At 48.5% G+C, this 18,288-nt stretch carries 12 protein-coding genes; 3 read left to right on the top strand and 9 right to left on the bottom strand.

Annotated features, from left to right (window positions below; genetic code table 11):
- Nucleotides 1–14: 14 nt before the first annotated feature.
- Together clpA and clpS are read right to left on the bottom strand one after the other, a co-directional pair.
- Entirely contained in the window at nt 15–2,306 is a 2,292-nt protein-coding gene (gene clpA, locus B4E62_RS21025; RefSeq protein ID WP_331353432.1) for an ATP-dependent Clp protease ATP-binding subunit ClpA, read from the bottom strand.
- 57 nt (nt 2,307–2,363) lie between these two features.
- A complete protein-coding gene (gene clpS, locus B4E62_RS21020; protein ID WP_310073450.1) occupies nt 2,364–2,735 on the bottom strand; it encodes an ATP-dependent Clp protease adapter ClpS in 372 nt (123 codons plus the stop codon).
- 321 nt (nt 2,736–3,056) lie between these two features.
- On the opposite strand from clpS, the gene cspD reads away from it, so the two are divergent.
- Nucleotides 3,057–3,311: a cold shock domain-containing protein CspD gene (gene cspD, locus B4E62_RS21015; protein WP_331353431.1), complete on the top strand. Its 255-nt coding sequence runs from the start codon at nt 3,057–3,059 to the stop codon at nt 3,309–3,311.
- 95 nt (nt 3,312–3,406) lie between these two features.
- On the opposite strand, the gene B4E62_RS21010 is transcribed toward cspD, so the two are convergent.
- On the bottom strand, nt 3,407–5,632 hold the full coding sequence (locus tag B4E62_RS21010; protein ID WP_331353430.1) for an NADP-dependent isocitrate dehydrogenase: 2,226 nt from the start codon (nt 5,630–5,632) through the stop codon (nt 3,407–3,409).
- A gap of 226 nt (nt 5,633–5,858) precedes the next feature.
- Here B4E62_RS21010 and B4E62_RS21005 point away from each other — a divergent pair, with 226 nt between their 5' ends.
- Nucleotides 5,859–6,671 (top strand): pseudouridine synthase, encoded by an 813-nt coding sequence (locus B4E62_RS21005; protein ID WP_414633276.1) that lies wholly within the window; start codon nt 5,859–5,861, stop codon nt 6,669–6,671.
- A 68-nt stretch (nt 6,672–6,739) separates the two neighbouring features.
- On the opposite strand, the gene B4E62_RS21000 is transcribed toward B4E62_RS21005, so the two are convergent.
- The 6 genes from B4E62_RS21000 to cysM form a co-directional block, all read right to left on the bottom strand.
- Complete coding sequence (locus B4E62_RS21000) at nt 6,740–7,999, bottom strand: HD-GYP domain-containing protein (RefSeq protein ID WP_331353429.1); 1,260 nt, start codon at nt 7,997–7,999, stop codon at nt 6,740–6,742.
- A gap of 224 nt (nt 8,000–8,223) precedes the next feature.
- Nucleotides 8,224–9,018: a nucleoside triphosphate pyrophosphohydrolase gene (mazG, locus tag B4E62_RS20995; RefSeq protein WP_310073446.1), complete on the bottom strand. Its 795-nt coding sequence runs from the start codon at nt 9,016–9,018 to the stop codon at nt 8,224–8,226.
- A gap of 10 nt (nt 9,019–9,028) precedes the next feature.
- Nucleotides 9,029–11,269, bottom strand: coding sequence for a GTP diphosphokinase (relA, locus tag B4E62_RS20990; RefSeq protein WP_310073444.1), 2,241 nt, complete (start codon nt 11,267–11,269; stop codon nt 9,029–9,031).
- A gap of 57 nt (nt 11,270–11,326) precedes the next feature.
- Nucleotides 11,327–12,832, bottom strand: a complete 1,506-nt coding sequence (rlmD, locus tag B4E62_RS20985) for a 23S rRNA (uracil(1939)-C(5))-methyltransferase RlmD (protein WP_331353428.1) — start codon at nt 12,830–12,832, stop codon at nt 11,327–11,329.
- Between the two features lie 67 nt (nt 12,833–12,899).
- The gene (locus B4E62_RS20980) at nt 12,900–14,354 is read right to left on the bottom strand and encodes a CotH kinase family protein (RefSeq protein ID WP_331353427.1); all 1,455 of its coding nucleotides are present in this window, start codon (nt 14,352–14,354) and stop codon (nt 12,900–12,902) included.
- 82 nt (nt 14,355–14,436) lie between these two features.
- Nucleotides 14,437–15,324 carry a cysteine synthase CysM gene (gene cysM, locus B4E62_RS20975; RefSeq protein WP_310073437.1) on the bottom strand — a complete coding sequence of 296 codons (888 nt, stop codon included), beginning with the start codon at nt 15,322–15,324 and terminating at the stop codon, nt 14,437–14,439.
- Between the two features lie 157 nt (nt 15,325–15,481).
- Between cysM and B4E62_RS20970 the strand changes: the two genes are divergently transcribed.
- Nucleotides 15,482–18,286, top strand: coding sequence for a response regulator (locus B4E62_RS20970; protein ID WP_331353426.1), 2,805 nt, complete (start codon nt 15,482–15,484; stop codon nt 18,284–18,286).
- Nucleotides 18,287–18,288: the final 2 nt, after the last annotated feature.

Below are 18,288 nucleotides of genomic sequence, written 5' to 3'. Positions count from 1 at the left end.
ATTAAGGAAGATAATTATGCAGGCTGCGCATGCTTAGCTTTCACTTCTATAATCAACTTATCTTCAATCGTATCCACATCCACATCTACTGTACCGCCGCCGTGAGAGAGTGACCCAAATAGGATTTCTTCGGCCAACGGTTTCTTCAGCTTATCCTGAATCAAACGCGCCATCGGGCGTGCACCCATTTTTACATCGTAACCATGGATCGCTAACCATTCACGCGCGTCGTCGCTGATCTCCAGAGTTACATGCTTATCATCCAACTGGGTTTGCAATTCCATCAGGAATTTGTCCACCACAGTTTTGATGGTATTGAGCGTCAGCGATGCAAACTGGACTATCGCATCCAAACGGTTGCGGAATTCAGGGGTAAACATCTTCTTGATCGCTTCCATACCATCGGTAGTGTGATCTTGATGGGTAAAGCCGATAGATGCACGGCTCATTACCTCTGCACCCGCGTTGGTAGTCATAATCAGGATAACGTTACGGAAGTCAGCTTTGCGTCCATTGTTATCGGTCAAGCTACCGTGATCCATAACCTGCAATAGCAAATTAAAGACTTCTGGGTGCGCCTTCTCGATCTCATCCAACAACAAGACACAATGCGGTTGTTTGGTGATGGCATCCGTCAACAGACCGCCCTGATCAAAACCCACATAACCTGGTGGAGCACCAATCAAACGCGATACGGTATGGCGTTCCATATATTCCGACATGTCAAAGCGCACCAGCTCCATCCCCATGCATTTAGCCAATTGGCGGCAGACTTCGGTTTTACCTACACCGGTCGGACCAGCAAATAGGAATGAGCCGATTGGCTTCTCTGCAGCGCCCAGACCAGCGCGCGACAGCTTGATCGCCGTGGCGAGAGTATCGATTGCTTCGTCTTGACCGAATACAGTCATCTTCAAATTCTGATCCAGCTTGCGCAGTTGCTCTTTATCAGATGAAGACACACTTTTTGGAGGAATGCGTGCAATTTTCGCCACGACATTTTCCACATCGGTAACACCAATCGTTTTCTTGCGTTTGCTTGGCGTTTGTAACTGTTGATAAGCACCGGCTTCATCAATCACATCGATTGCCTTATCGGGCAAGAAGCGATCATTAATGTAGCGCTCGGCCAATTCCGCAGCTGCGCGCAAAGCAGCATCGGTGTAACGCAAGTTATGATGCTTTTCAAAACGGCTCTTAAGCCCTTTGAGAATTTGATAAGTTTCTTCGACTGTCGGTTCATTTACATCCACTTTTTGGAAGCGGCGTGAAAGTGCGCGGTCTTTATCAAAAATACCGCGATATTCCTGATAAGTCGTTGAACCCATGCAGCGAATTTCGCCGGATGACAGCAGTGGCTTTAACAAGTTAGAGGCATCCATCACACCGCCAGAGGCCGCACCAGCACCTATGATGGTGTGGATTTCATCGATAAACAAAATAGAATTTTTTTGCTTCTTCAATTCATTGAGCAAGCTTTTGAAACGCTTTTCAAAATCGCCGCGATATTTAGTGCCCGCTAACAATGCTCCCATATCCAGAGAGTACACCACACTGTCTGCCAAGGTCTCAGGCACATCGCCATCCACAATACGTTTGGCAAGCCCCTCAGCTATTGCGGTTTTACCCACACCAGATTCGCCAACCAGCAGCGGATTGTTTTTGCGGCGACGCGACAAAATCTGGCATACGCGCTCTACTTCAAACTCACGGCCGACCAGTGGATCAATGCGGCCTTGCATCGCCGCTTCATTCAGGTTTGCAGCAAAATTTTCCAGCGGGCTTTGTGAGCTGGACTCGCTTGTTGCTGCCTCCTCATCCTGATTTTCTTGCGGTGAGTGATGGTCGTGACTGTGATCGGTGTGACCAGATACTTTATGGATGCCGTGCGTGATGTAATTCACCACATCAATACGGGCAATACTTTGTTGTTTGAGGTAATAAACAGCCTGACTTTCCTGTTCGCTAAAAATGGCGACTAGAACATTGGCACCAGTGACTTCTTGTTTACCGGATGATTGCACATGAAATACAGCGCGCTGTAATACGCGTTGAAAGCCCAAGGTTGGTTGGGTTTCGCGCTCGGAATCATTTTCAGGGATGAGCGGGGTTGTGGAATCGACAAACTCGATTAATTCTTTACGCAGACTCATTAAATCAGCACCGCAAGCGCGCAGTACATTAGCAGCCGAATCATTATCGATGAGCGCCAATAACAAGTGCTCAACGGTCATAAATTCGTGACGCTTGGAGCGCGCACCTTTGAAAGCAAGATTTAAGGTTACTTCAAGATCTTTACTTAACATCGCGCATACCCTCTTCTAACCAACAAATGTAAAAACCACTCACACTACCACTTACTATTACTCACCATCTTCAACCGCTTCTATTTCACACAGCAGAGGATGTTGATTCTCTCTTGCATATTGATTCACTTGCGCCGCTTTAGTTTCAGCTATATCACGAGTATAGATACCACAAACCGCTTTGCCGTGAACATGTACCGTTAACATTACGTGGGTGGCTTTTTCGCGCGACATGGAAAAAAACACTTCCAGTATTTCCACCACAAAATCCATCGGTGTGTAATCGTCATTTAGTAGCATCACCTTATACATAGGTGGCCGTTTCAGCTTCGGCTTGGAGGTTAAGACCGCAAGACCGCCATCAGATTCATCGGCAGAATTGTCGTCGTCTTTACCTAAGGTTAGTTGAAGGTTTTGGAGATTGCCCATAGAGATTCAATACAAAGTAAAAATGATTAGTTGTTCGGCGGTATTGTAACTCATCGGCATAACAAGCCCTAATGAGACCTAATACGGATAAATGCTTGACTTTGGGTCAATTGTTGGATAAAAAAAGAGCGCATTTGCACACAAATGCGGCATATAGTTCAAATAAAAGCACCAGAACTCACTTAAAGACTTTCAGCGGTACACTTTCAGCAACACAAAAGCAGACATCTCGTCCAAACCCCGAGCAATAGCTGTACTTGGGACAATAATAACGACAGTGATGTTTTTCAAGGGCATCACTTGGGCAGAAGGACTCCAATCATGCCAACTGGCACCGTTAAATGGTTCAATAATGCAAAAGGCTACGGCTTTATCCTGGCGGATGAAGGCGGTGAAGACCTATTTGCGCACTATTCCGCCATCACTATGGAGGGTTACAAGACCCTCAAAGCTGGCCAACAGGTGACATTTGAGGTCACCAAAGGCGACAAAGGGCTGCACGCAGTCAATATCACCGCCCCGGCCAACGATACAGCTTTGCAACATATTAGCCGAACGAGCGCGGTTCCCGCCTAAAGTTCGGACGGAGCTAACTCCCCTCATGAAAAAAGCCCCCTGTATTACTACAGGGGGCTTCTTGTGCTTCTACCGCTTACAGATGTTCGGAGAGCTTAGCTCAAGCTTGCCAAAACTGCATTAAAGGTTGCGCTTGGGCGCAAAGCAGCAGATGCCTTGGCGAAATCTGGACGGTAGTAACCACCCAAATCAACCGGCTTACCTGATGCCGCTTTTAGCTCGTCAACGATTTTGGCTTCGTTTTCGGTTAAGGTTTTGGCAACTGGAGCGAACTGAGCCTGCAAAGCAGCATCTTCCGTTTGAGCCGCCAGCGCTTGAGCCCAGTAGAGCGCCAAATAGAAATGGCTGCCACGGTTGTCCAATTCACCCGCCGCACGGCCTGGTGACTTGTTTTCGTCGAGGAACTTGCCGTTGGCTTGGTCCAGGGTTTTGGCGAATACTTTGGCTTTGGCGTTGTGAGTAACATTGCCAAAGTGATCTAGAGATTCAGCCAACGCCAGGAATTCACCCAGTGAGTCCCAACGCAGATGGCCTTCTTCAACGAATTGTTGGACATGCTTGGGCGCAGAACCGCCCGCACCGGTTTCAAACAAACCGCCACCGTTCATTAATGGAACAATCGACAGCATTTTGGCTGAAGTACCCAACTCCATGATCGGGAACAAATCGGTGAGGTAATCGCGCAGTACGTTACCGGTCACCGAAATAGTGTCTTTACCGGCACGGATACGGTCGAGCGAGTATTGAATCGCCTCTTCCGGAGTTTTGATGTAAATCTCAAGGCCTGATGTATCGTGATCTTTCAGGTAGGTATTCACCTTGGTGATCAATTGGGCATCGTGAGCGCGTTTTGGATCCAACCAAAATACTGCAGGAGTATTGGAGGCGCGGGCGCGATTAACCGCCAGCTTTACCCAATCCTGAATCGGTGCATCTTTTACTTGGCAAGCGCGGAAAATATCGCCTTGCTCAACAGTTTGTTCGATCAACACTTTGCCAGCTGCGTCCACTACACGTACAACACCGTCAGCCGCGATTTGGAAAGTCTTGTCATGTGAACCGTATTCTTCTGCCGCTTGTGCCATCAAGCCCACGTTAGGCACGCTGCCCATGGTGGTTGGGTTGAAAGCGCCGTGCTTTTTGCAATCGTCGATAACAACTTGATAAATACCAGCGTAGCAACGGTCCGGGATACACGCTTTGGTATCTTGCAACTTGCCAGCGGTATTCCACATTTTGCCTGAGTCGCGAATCATCGCTGGCATGGATGCATCAACGATCACATCGCTTGGCACGTGCAAGTTGGTGATGCCTTTGTCGGAATTCACCATCGCCAATTCAGGACGGGTTGCGTAAAGCGCTTTGATATCGCCTTCGATTTCCGCTTGTTTTTCAGCAGGCAAGGATTTGATTTTGGCGTAAAGATCGCCGAGACCATTGTTCAGATCAACCGCCAACTCGCTCAATACAGCTGCATGCTTTTCCAATACCGGAGCGTAAAACACCGACACAAAGTGACCGAAAATAATCGGGTCAGATACTTTCATCATGGTCGCTTTGAGATGCACAGACAGCAACACGCCTTTGTTTTTCGCATCTTCAATTTGCTCGGCGATAAACGCACGCAGCGCGTTTTTGCTCAGCACTGAGGCGTCGATAATTTCACCAGCCAGAACTTTTACCGATTCTTTCAATACTTTGGCGCTGCCGTCTTTACCAACAAATTCGATTTTCAAATTGCCCGCATCGGCGATCAACGCTGATTTTTCGCTGCCGTAAAAATCGCCAGCGGACATGTGCGCAACATGCGATTTGGAATCCGCCGCCCAAGCACCCATTTTGTGAGGATTCTTACGCGCGTAATTTTTGACTGACAGAGGTGCACGACGATCCGAGTTACCTTCACGCAGAACCGGGTTTACTGCAGAACCTTTGATTTTGTCATAGCGCGCTTTAGCGTCTTTTTCGGCATCGTTAGTCGGGTTTTCAGGGTAGTCAGGAAGCTTGTAACCTTGTGATTGCAACTCTTTGATCGCCGCTTTTAATTGCGGAACAGAGGCGCTGATGTTAGGTAGCTTGATGATATTGGCTTCTGGCGTCGTTGCCAGTTTACCCAGTTCGGCAAGGTGATCACCGATAAATTGTTCTTTGGTCAGGACATCGGGGAAAGCGGCGATAATACGGCCGGAAAGCGAAATGTCGCGGGTTTCGATAGCGATGCCGGAAGATTTGGTAAAGGACTGAACAATGGGGAGTAAGGAGTAAGTTGCCAGGGCTGGCGCTTCGTCGGTTTGGGTGTAGATAATTTTTGAATCTGTCATTTAAAGATGGCTCCATCAATTCATGCGGCTCGGCCTTGTGAGCTTTACCATTAACGATATGAAAATTTAGAAAAAGAGCCCCGCCACAGGGAACTGCCCCTTGCCAGAGCGCGGGCGATTCTACACCTCTACAGTCCTTTATGCATGGATTATGTTGCTATGGCGACAGAGCCAATCTCAGTTAAAATCCACTTTTACGGACTTATCTTTTGGTTGTGTGAGTATTATGGCTTCCCTGATTCTGTTCAATAAACCCTTTGGCGTGCTCTCACAATTTACCGATGGTGAAGGTCGCCCAACACTCAAGGATTACATCAAGATCCCCCACGTCTACCCTGCCGGTCGGTTGGATCACGACTCCGAAGGTTTGTTATTGCTAACCGATGATGGCGATTTGCAGCACCACATCAGCCACCCTGCACACAAACAACCCAAAACCTATTGGGTGCAAGTAGAGGGCGCTCCCAATAGCTATGCCCTGACCAAGTTGCGTCAGGGTGTTGAACTCAATGATGGTATGACGCAACCGGCCGAGGTGCGATTGATCCCTACCCCCAAACTCTGGGAGCGAGTGCCGCCCATTCGCGAACGCACGAATATTCCCACTCAATGGTTGGAATTAGTCATTACTGAAGGACGCAATCGTCAGGTACGCCGTATGACAGCCGCAGTAGGTCACCCCACTTTACGTTTGGTACGTGTAAAAATTGGTAATTGGACATTGGAAGGAATAGAACAAGGAAAATACAAAACCGAAACGGTACAACCACCGAAATCAGCTGTAACAGCTGGTGCAAATAGCGCGCGCACCAGAAACCATAATGCCAAACACAAACCCGCAACAAAAATGGCAGGAGCAAACTCGCTACATCCACATGGCGCTGATACAAATAAAAAACCATCCAATAAAACCAAAAGTACGCCGCAAAATAAACGGCCTTCACCACGCGCAAATAAACCGGTGCAGACAACAAAACCTGCAACCAAAACCCTGGTGATTCAAAAACCAAAACCCAGGCGTATTGTTGATAAAGATTAACGGATGTTTCAGGCAAAAAATAAGGCGCTCATAGAAGCGCCTTATTGATTAACATCGATGCAAAGGCGTTATGCAAAGGTAAAGGCCAACCCCTTCTCGCGATAGTCGCGAATACGGATTCCGTAGCTACCATCACAAAGTGCCCGCTTTATCAAAAAGCCTTTATCCAGAGTTTTCTGTTCAATCTCATTTAAATTAATAACCTGTTCTTTTTCGAGCGGTTTATTTAAATCTTTCACAGTAATAATTTTTGGCAAATGACGATAGCGATGATTGGACTCAAGCACGATACCCACCAAACCATTGACCAGCTCAACAATACTGCCAGGCGGATACAAACCGACACACTTGATAAATTCCAACGCGAGCCGCTCATCAAAATGGGTGCCACGATCCTGGAATATACGTTTGAGTGCATCAGTGCTGGGAATGGCGCGGGAATAACAACGGTCACCGGTCATTGCGTCGTAGGCATCGACAATACAAACAATTCGCGCGAAATCGGAAATACCCGCCGCTTTTAATTTGCGTGGATAACCTGTGCCATCAACCCGTTCATGGTGACTGTAGGCAACATCAACAGTGGAATTGGGTACACCAAGTGATGACATCAGCAAATTGCGCCCGTGTACTGTATGCGCTTTGATGATATTGAATTCTTTGTCGGTGAGTTCTTCATGCTTATTGAGAATTTGCGGAGGCACGCGCATTTTGCCTACATCATGCAATAAACCACACAAACCTAACTTTTCCAGCTCGGCCTCACTCATGCCAAGATGGCGACCAAAGGCGATTGCCAAAATGCACACATTCAAACAATGCTCAGCGGTGTACTCATCTTCATTGCGCATGCGCGACATCCAGATGAGAGCATCGGCATTGCGCAAAATACTGCCGACGCAATCTTTAACAGTTGCTTTTGCCTGCTCGGTATTAACCACACCTCCCAACCGAACATCCTCAAGCAGCGTTTTGGTCAGCTTCTTGGCTTCGCGAAAAATGCCTAAGGCCGCCTCGTGTTCTTTCTGGGCCGCAACTTTGTTGATATAAGACGTCGATTTAGCAATGGCGGGACCAGCAACTCCGCGCTCTTCTGGAGGTATCCATTGCTCGCGCACTGCATCTATCCACACATGCTGCGAAAACTCAGCCACTGTGTCTATATCATCGAGACTTTCAATCATAAAACCCTGCATCAAAAACGGGGTTTCCTGCCAGTCGCGATCCAGTTTAGAGACAAACATGCCAATTTTTAGCTCTGAGATGTGGATTTTAATGGTGCTCAGCTTCTTATCCACATAGCCCGGCTTTACTTCGCGCCGATCCAAAGGAACCTCACTATTCGTGTTTTTATTGTTTCAACAGGGGGGCTTTTATTGCTTGCTACCAATGAATCATAGCTGCTTTTGAAACCGGTCACATGTAACAAAAAGCTATGAAAACCTGAACATCTTATACCTCTTGAGATGACTTAGGCGCCACACCGACGATTTGCCAAGCGGCGATGTCATTTTGTTCTAAAGAAAGGAAGGACACTAAAGCGCTATCACACTCAGTGTTTTTTGGCCTCGTCCCAGAGACGATTCATGTCATGGATAGAGGTCTCGGCCAAGGGGGTTGGGCTGTGGGTCTCGATAAAATGAAAGCGCTGCTCAAATTTTTGATTGGCGCGACGCAAAGCCTGCTCCGGGTCGATTTTCTGGTAGCGCGCAATATTTACTACAGCAAATAATAAATCGCCCAACTCTTCTTCAAGCGCAGCCATATCGCCCGAATCCAACTCAGCTTCTACTTCCATTAATTCTTCTCGCACTTTGGCAATGGGGCCGTACACATCATCCCAATCAAAACCCACACTGGCGGCACGTTTTTGCAACTTTGCGGCCCGACTTAACGCCGGCAAATTTAGTGGGACATCCGCGAGAATTCCATTTGCACCTTTTTCGGCGCGCTCTTGTTGTTTGATGGCTTCCCAACGCGCTTTGACATCCGTCGGTAATGTGTGGCGATTTTCTACCCGGCTATGCAAAGTACCGTCAGGAAATACATGTGGGTGGCGACGTATTAGTTTGGCAACCAGATCAGAAACCACACCCGCAAATTCAAACCGGTCTTCTTCCATTCCGAGCTGGCTATAAAAAATCACTTGGAATAATAAATCGCCCAGCTCCTCTTTGAGATGGACAAAATCCTGCTTCTCAATTGCATCGACGACCTCATAGGCTTCTTCCAACGTTGATGGCGCGATGCTGGCGTAATCCTGTGTGAGATCCCATGGGCAACCGGATTCCGGATCGCGCAAGCGTGCCATCAAATAAAGCAAATCGTCGATAGAGTATTGAGTCACAAATCAAATCCTAGTGTTTACGGCGTGCCGACGCGATATTAGGTAACTGGTTGAGTTTGGTAAGTATGCGGCTCAATTCATCGAAGCTGCGAATTTCTACCGTCACTTGCATATCCACTGTGTTTTTACGCTTATCTGACAGGGTTTGCATAGCAACAATATTGATGCGTTCGGTATCCAGCAGCGTGGTAATGTCTTTCAACAAACCGTAGCGGTCATAAGCTTCAATAACCACATCCACCGAGTAAAAACTCTGCGGTGTATCGCCCCACTCCACTTTAATAATGCGCTGGGGTTCATCGGTTTGCAGCTGCAAAATATTAGAGCAATCCTGCCGATGAATGGATACGCCTTTACCCAAGGTGATGTAGCCTGTGATCGCATCGCCCGGTACCGGGTTGCAGCAATTGGCGATTTGGGTGAGTAAGTTACCCACACCTTCGATATAAAAATCCGAATCTTTTTTCTGCCGGGGTGATTTTGTTTTAAACGGGATTAACGGCTGTTGCGGATCAGCATCATCCAATTGTTTCTGCGCAGCATTTAAAACCTGGCCGACACCAATATCACTTGCGCCTACGGCGGCATATAGATCATCGAGATTGTTGAAGCGCAATTTTTTCGCAAGCTCTTCAAAGTCGAGATCCAGAAGTGCGAGACGTTTGAATTCGCGATCGAGCAGCGCCTGCCCTTCGGCGATATTTTTATCGCGTGCCTGTTGTTTATACCAATGTTGGATTTTGGCGCGCGCACGCGGCGTGTTCACATAACCGAGCGCCGCATTGAGCCAATCACGACTAGGCGATTCCATTTTACCGGTGAGAATTTCGACCTGATCCGCATTAGTCAGTTGGTAGTTGAGCGGCACTATGCGGTTGTTGACCTTGGCACCGCGGCAGCGATGGCCGACATCGGTGTGAATTTTGTAAGCGAAATCGAGTGGCGTGGCAGTACGCGGCAAATCCACAACGTGGCCTTCGGGGGTAAACACGTAAATGCGGTCCTGATTGACCGAACGCAAATCATCTTGCAGATGCTCGGAATCACCACCCAGTTCTTCATGCCATTCGAGGACTTGACGCAACCAGGCGATTTTCTGCTCGTAGCCATCCTGTACCGCTTTGGTATCGGTACCTTTGTAGCGCCAGTGGGCGCAGACACCCAGCTCGGATTCTTCGTGCATTTCCTGGGTGCGAATCTGGATTTCCAACACCTTGTTTTCCGGTCCCCAAACGGCAGTGTGTAATGAGCGATAGCCATTCTCCTTGGGCGAAGCAATGTAGTCATCGAACTCGTGGGGAATATTGCGCCAGAGGCTATGGACTATCCCCAGCACCGCGTAACAATCGCGCACACTGGGCACAAGGATGCGCACGGCGCGGATATCGTACACCTGCGAAAAGGGAATGCCTTTGCGCTGCATTTTGCGCCAAATACTGTAGATATGTTTGGCGCGGCCGCCGACAGAACCTTCGATACCCGCTTTTTTCAGTTCAGTGCGGATCAGGTTAAGCAGATTGTCAATGTATTCCTGCCGCGCCAAGCGGCGCTCATCGAGCAGTTTGGCGATGCGTTTGTAATCATCGGGCTGCAGGTAGCGGAAGGACAAATCTTCCAGCTCCCACTTGATATGACCGATACCGAGACGATGGGCAAGCGGCGCGTAGATATCAGCCACTTCGCGCGATACCTGGCGGCGGCGGTCTGGTTCAGCGTTTTTCACCGAGCGGATGGCGCAGGTGCGCTCAGCCAGTTTGATCAGGGCGACGCGAACATCGTCCACCATGGAAACCAACATCTTGCGGATTTTTTCCGCCTGCTCGGTCGCCTGTGAACCCAGTACTCGCTCCTCTTCGTTGCGCTGGTAGCTGATGGCCGCCATCCGCAGCACACCTTTCACCAGTTTGCCGACGGTATCGCCAAAGCGGGCTTGGACATCAATAAGGCTGATTTTGTGCTCGCGCACAGCGCGGTAGAGAATGGCGGCAACCAACGCATCCTGATCGAGCTGTAAGTCCGCAAGTATCTCGGCCATCTCCAGGCCAATACGGAAGCAGGAGAAATCCTCTCCCCAGTTGTGGTCATCATCGGCATGGATATCGACCAGAGATAAACTTAACTCAGCCGCGCGACGCAACTCGGCACGGCTCGCGTCCGATTGGATGTAACCCTGATTGAGGCGATCGATCCAGGCATCTATATCGACCTGACCATCCGCGGCTATGGGATGATCTGCTCTGACTTTAACCATACGCGTTTACTTCAATAAATTGGGTCTTACTTACGCAGCTCTTTAAGAAAGCATTTGCTAACGCAAAAATAGCGCCATAGATTCAATGTGGCTGGTGTGGGGGAACATATCCAGCACACCAAGCTTATCCAACTGGTAGCCAGCCTCTGCCAACAATGCGGAATCACGCGCCAAAGTTGCAGGGTTGCAACTGACGTAGACAATCCGGTTGGGAGAAAGTTGCTTTTCCGCATCCCAGCGCAGAATGCTGGCAATAATATCTTTTGCACCATCGCGGGGCGGATCAAGCAAAATCGCGTCGATTCCCTGTTCCTTATTAGCGCCCCCCAAACGTCGCAATTGAGTATGGGTCATATCCGCCAGGTTGGCGGCAATAAATTTGGCGTTAGTGATATTTAACCGTTCGGCATTTTCACGCCCTCGCAAGACCATCGACTCAACAGCTTCAATGCCAACCACTTCAGCACACTGCTGCGCGATAGGCAGGGTGAAGTTGCCGATGCCGCAGAATAAATCCAGCACCCGGTCAGTGGGCTTTAATGCCAGCAAGTCCAGGGCTTGCGCGATCATCTGCCGGTTCACTTGTGGATTTACCTGAGTGAAATCCTGCGGGTGAAACCCAAGCTCCACCCCTTCAACGGAATACCCCAAACGTGGATCGCAGGGCTCGCCAGTAAGATCCGTCAAGCCGAGATTACCATTGGGCTCCAGCCACACCTTGCATTGTGTCGCTTCTGCCAATTCAGCGAGTGCCAGTAAATCTGCCTCCGCCAACTTTTTCGTGTGACGCAAAATAATCGCCGTCGTGTTTTGCCCTTTGACCAATTCAATATGGGTCACCGCTTTAACTGCATGCAGTTCCGTCAACCAGCGGTGCAAAGGTGCGAGCAGCACATTTAATTCAGGTACCAACACCACACACTGTTTGATGGGAGTAATGTCATTGCTGTAGCGCTGGCGAAAGCCGAGCGTCACGCTGCCGTCGGCTTCATACCAAACACCCAGGCGCGCGCGGCTGCGATAAGCGCGGTCGCCTGCACTGATTGCCGGCAATATCTGTTTAGGAACTACCCCGCCCCAGCGCTGCAATTGCTCCAACACTGCTTTTTGTTTCAACTCCACTTGCGCACTTGGCTGCATATACTGCAACTGACAACCGCCGCAGCTGGCGAAATGTTCGCAGGGCGGCACAACACGTTCCTGGGAGCTATCAATTAACTGGTCGATACGTGCATCGATAAAACGCGCATGATCTTCCACCAGCCGCGCAGTAACTTTTTCACCAACCAGAGCACCATCGATAAAAACAGTTTTGCCGTCGAGACTAGCAACACCGCGGCCGTCGTGACTTAAACGATCAATGGTAAATTCACCGAGGCGCTTATTGGTTTGCGGCAGTTGCTTTTCTTCAACACGCGCCTGATTGCGGCGCGGTGCATCATCGCGCACATACACGCTGCCATCGGCTTTTTTAGGGCGCGGTTTTTTGCCCAACAGGCTGCCGCCTTTTTTCGGCGTACCATTTTTTGATGAGCCGCCATTTTTACCACTGCGATTGGACATTAAAAATTCCCGGGATTACAAAAAGTAACGGCGCAGTAGTTGTGTGAATCATGCGCCATCATCAGGTTTATTTATTGAGCTCAGTATCTATCCATTTGTAGCGCTCGCGCTGCCAGCGGATCATTTCTTTTACTTCCGCTTCATAGCTACCAGTGCCACCATGGCTGCCATGTATAATCCAATCAGCAAAATCCGTGACTGACCAGAGCAGATAATTTTCCTTTTGTTGCTTATCCAGCCAGGCCGCACGCGCTTCAGCATATTGGAAAACGTAATCCAGTTTTCCGTCCGCTTTTGCACTATTCCACCGCGCTTTTACTTTGGCTTTAAAAGCAGGATCTTGAAATAAACGGTCAAACCAGGGTGCGGGACGAATATGCCAGCCATAGGTTTTATCAACATCATCGTAACCCGCGTTGCCAAATGCCAAATCAAAATCCCAAATTGGTCCGAAAAATAATTTGCCATTGCGTTTTTTATACAAATAAAAACTCGCGACCGCGCCATCGGGATTTTTAAACAGTTCGTTAATTAAAAAATAATTCACCGCTGAATCCACATCGATATAGGCGGCGTAACCCAGTTGCGGATCGGTAAAGTTATTGCCAAACAATGCTGCTTCAGTATCTGTGATGTATTTGTTGATGTATTCGCGCTGAGCCGACCAATTTGCCTCTAACAATGTTTCGGGAGTATCGATACAGAACGGGTTCATGCCATGGGTTGAGTCCACACAAAAAGCCGCTTCGCGATCCATGTTGACGCCATTTACACAAAAACTTTCCCAGAACGCAGTTTGGCAATAATCCTTGTGCATACGGAAATCCACTTCCATCAAATAACCACCGGTAATTTTTTCAGCATCGGTATCAGCGACTTTTAACTCAGGAATATTTACCCTGTCTTTACCAACGCGAATATGTTCGACTAATTGATACACACCCTGATAGGCGCCGTTAAGTGTCACTTCTACATACTGGTTTCTAACGGTATATTCCATTCCCAAGTGGCGACTTAACATAAATGCGATATCGTTGCGCATTAATGTTTTGTCCGCATAGTTCGCCAGCAATACCCAATGTTTACTTGCTGGCATACCCAACATTTCAGTGGAATTAGCCAGTTTAAGCCGATAGGGTTTTTTGACCCAACTCCAAGTCGAATTGCCGCGACCACGAATTTCCAACGCACCGTCTACTGGCGCCATACCTACACCGGTCAATTCAAAATTGCCGTTGACATAGGTTTCTTTGGACAAGATAGGTGCACTGCCAGCAGTGGTAATTTTTAACACAGGTAATGCGTCAACAACACCAACTGGAAAATCTGCTGGCATGCTCGATACAACACTGGAACTAGAGCTGAAGGATGAAAAATTTGCGGTCGATGAAATAGTCGCTGCAGCTGAACTCGCCGGTGACGAACTAATAGCAACCGGATCTCTTGAACCCGAGCTGCCACCACCACAAGCCTGCAGTAACACTGCAAAAAAAATAAACGTAAACCGAATTATTGCCGTCATAAAAAACCATCCACATTAGTTATTTTTAATAAATCCACGAACGCCTTGAATTGATCACGGATTGTGCTCCGGTCTGCAATCCTTAATTAAACAAGCCAGACGATAAATAGCGGTCACCACGATCGCAAATAATCGCCACTATCACGGCATTTTCTACTTGCCGACTTAATTCCAGCGCTGCCGCTACTGCACCTCCAGATGACACACCACAAAAAATCCCCTCTTTGCGTGCGAGGTCGCGCATCGTTTGCTCGGCCAGCGGCTGGGGCATACTGACAATTCCATCGACGCGATCGCGCTCGTATATCTTGGGCAAATAGGCTTCCGGCCAACGGCGAATACCGGGAATTTGCGCACCCTCAGCTGGTTGCAAACCAATAATCTGAATTGCCGGATTTTTTTCTTTTAGATAAAGCGATGTACCCATGATCGTACCCGTGGTACCCATGGAACTGACGAAATGGGTGATAGTGCCACCAGTTTGCTGCCAGAGCTCCGGGCCGGTGGTAGTGTAGTGAGCGAGTGGATTATCGGGGTTGCCGAACTGATCCAATACCTTACCCTTACCTTCGGCTTGCATTTTGAGTGCGAGATCGCGCGCGCCTTCCATGCCCGCCTCTTTGCTCACCAAAATCAGCTCCGCCCCATAAGCTGCCATTGACGCTTTGCGCTCGGCAGTGGAGTTATCAGGCATGATCAAAATCATCCGGTAGCCCTTGATCGCCGCGACCATCGCCAGTGCAATGCCAGTGTTGCCGCTGGTGGCTTCGATTAGCGTATCCCCGGGTTTAATATCGCCGCGTAACTCAGCACGGCTGATCATGGATAATGCGGGACGGTCTTTCACTGAACCTGCGGGATTATTGCCCTCCAGCTTTACCAATATTGTATTGCTCGATACACCCGGCAAGCGCTGCAAACGCACCAGTGGTGTATTGCCAACAAATGCCTCTATGGTGGGAAAATCCATACTGACCTCAAAGCTGATGATTCAGGTAAATAGCCGGTTGCGCTGGCGCGCGTGGGACGGCTATTCTACCTGTGATCACCCACCCTGCGAACACCCTGTGGTGAAACTCATTTAGGCCCAACACTCGCCGGCATAGTAAAAAATAAGGCAAAACTCTATGAATAATAAACGCAGCAGCATTAAATCCGATGTCTGGCGCCTGATTTTTATTCCCTCGATCAGCATTATTATTCTTATTGCTGCCAGTCTTACCTATTTATGTATTTCACAAATCAATAAATTTATAGATTTACGCGGCAGTGTACTTGCACAAAAAACAGCACACTTACTGCATAAACCTATGCTGGAAAATAATCGCGAATTGGTGCAATACATTCTCGATGCCTCCATCGAAGAACCTTACATTCGCGCTGTACATGCGCATTACACCGATACCGACCAAAGCTTTCACAGCGGCCCGCAATTTATGCAAACCGAGGATGCGGGCGAACCCAACATGCAGCAGCCGTTGGAGCGGCGCACTGATCGCACCTTACGCTTTTCGCATCCGCTGGTTAACCTCGAAAATAAAAATCCTATCGGTTGGGTCGAACTTGAATTAATGGCTGCACCATACGCCGTGGTGCGCTATGAAGCCATAGTGTTGACCATCGCACTCACGCTGTTGTGTTTGATTATGGGGGCCTATTTTGCTATTTCACTTTATTACCGCATTACCGATCCTCTCGACCATATTAAAAATATTGTCCATGCACTGGCGCGCGGTCGGCTGAATGAGCGGGTGGAGCAGCAAAACTCCAGCGAATTTTTAGGTTTGGCTGAGTCGATCAACACCATGGCCGATTATATGGAAGCTGCGCAGGCCGATATGCAATCGCACATTGACCACGCGATTGAAGATTTGCGCGAGACATTGGAAACCATTGAAATACAAAACGTAGAGCTTGATCTGGCGAGAAAAGAGGCACTGGAAGCCAGCCGGGTGAAATCCGAATTTCTCGCCAACACCAGCCATGAAATTCGCACGCCGCTAAATGGTATTCTCGGCTTTATTAATCTTGCACTCAAAACGGAACTCAATGAACAGCAGCGCGAATATTTGGAAACGATTCGCGATTCAGCGCAAAACCTGCTCACGGTAATCAACGGCATTCTTGATTTTTCTAAAATTGAATCGGGTAAGCTCACGCTGGATTACGCACCCGTCCCTATTCGCAATTGCATCGATGAAGTGCTGCATATATTGGCACCCGATGCTCATGAAAAAAATCTGGAATTAATTAATTATGTCGAGCCCTGCATTCCCAAAAATTTATTGGGTGATGCGCTGCGCTTCAAGCAAGTGCTATCCAACTTGGTGAGCAACGCCATTAAATACAGCAGCACCGGCAACATCCTGATTGATGTCAGCATACTGCAACAACAGGAAACGCAAATCACACTGAAGGTATGCGTAAGCGATGAAGGCATAGGCCTAACCCGCGAAGAGCAAGACCAACTCTTTAGCCCTTTTAATCAAGCTGATTCCTCCAACACCCGCGAACATGAAGGCACTGGTCTCGGCTTGGCAATTTGCAAAGGGTTGGTGGAGCGCATGCACGGGGAAATCGGTGTGGTGAGTGAGCCGGAGCAAGGCTCTACCTTTTGGTTCACCGCGCGCTTGGGTATCGACAAACGCCAACCTTCCGTCAGCCAATTGGCCAATCTGAGTGACTACCGTATTTTACTCTGCGGTGAAAATGCTGCGTCGCTAAAACAAATTGACTGTTTACTGCGCGAGTGGAACGGCAACACACAAAGCATTCCGGCAATACATGATTGTTTCCCTATTTTGCGCAATGCGCGCAACAGCAATAATAATTTTGATTTATTGATTTTGGATATTGCCCCCAACGAGCGAAAAATTCCGCCCGTTTTATTGAACAATCTGGCCGAGCAATTAAATGTGGAATTTAATTGCACGCTGATCGCCTGCTGCACCCCCGCACACCAGCGTTTATTCCGCGCGCACTCAGATAAATCGCAAGTATTATTTATCAATAAACCTATTGCTTACGATTCACTCCTGCAAACGCTCGGTCGCCAATTGGATTTGCATATCAAAGATATGCGCGAGCAAGATGAAGAGGAAGCGTTGCGACCGAGTGTTGCGGTTTTATTGGTAGATGACAATCTTGCCAACTTGCAGCTCGCCTCCGAATTATTGCGCGGTTTAAATACCCAAGTCGTGCAAGCCAGCAATGGCAAGCAGGCAATTGAAGCCTGTAACGATAATGAATTTGATGTGATTTTTATGGACATCCAAATGCCGGGGATGGATGGTATGGAGGCAACACGGCATATCCGTGCTTTGGAACAAGGCAAACGCCGCACGCCAATTATTGCGCTCACAGCACATACCATCACCGAACAAAAAGCCGAATTATTAATTGCTGGCATGGACGACTGCATCAGCAAACCGGTTAATGAGGCGCAGCTGGCACATATCATTAATCGCTGGGCGAGTTTGTCAGGTAAAAAAGAAGTTGTGATCCAAATCGAAGAAAAAAACCACAATCTGAATGTGCGCGAACCAATCCCAACACAAGACCTCACTGGCTCAGTAGATATCCAACTCTGCCTGAAACTGGCTAACAACAAACCGGCACTCGCCCGCGACATGCTTAGCATGTTACTCAGTGGCTTGGAAACCGAAAAACAACAAATCAATGCTGCACTGGAGAATAGAGCGTATGAGGAATTGGGCGAGCTGATTCACCGTCTGTACGGTAGCAGTTGTTATTGCGGTGTACCGCGCCTGAAACATATCAGCGGGTTGCTCGATAAACTTTTCCAAAGTGAACAATACGAACAAGCGCGCGATGCAATCCCCGCGCTCAATCATGCGCTCGACGATTTAATTAATTGGGGGCGCGATAAAGAACTGGACCCATTATTTGGTTTGGAAAAAGCGGACGCCTAAAA

Source organism: Cellvibrio sp. UBA7671, from assembly GCA_002483145.1.
GTDB lineage: Bacteria > Pseudomonadota > Gammaproteobacteria > Pseudomonadales > Cellvibrionaceae > Cellvibrio > Cellvibrio fibrivorans.
The sequence above is the reverse complement of the archived record's forward strand: the minus strand, read 5'-3'. Positions and strand labels throughout refer to the sequence as shown.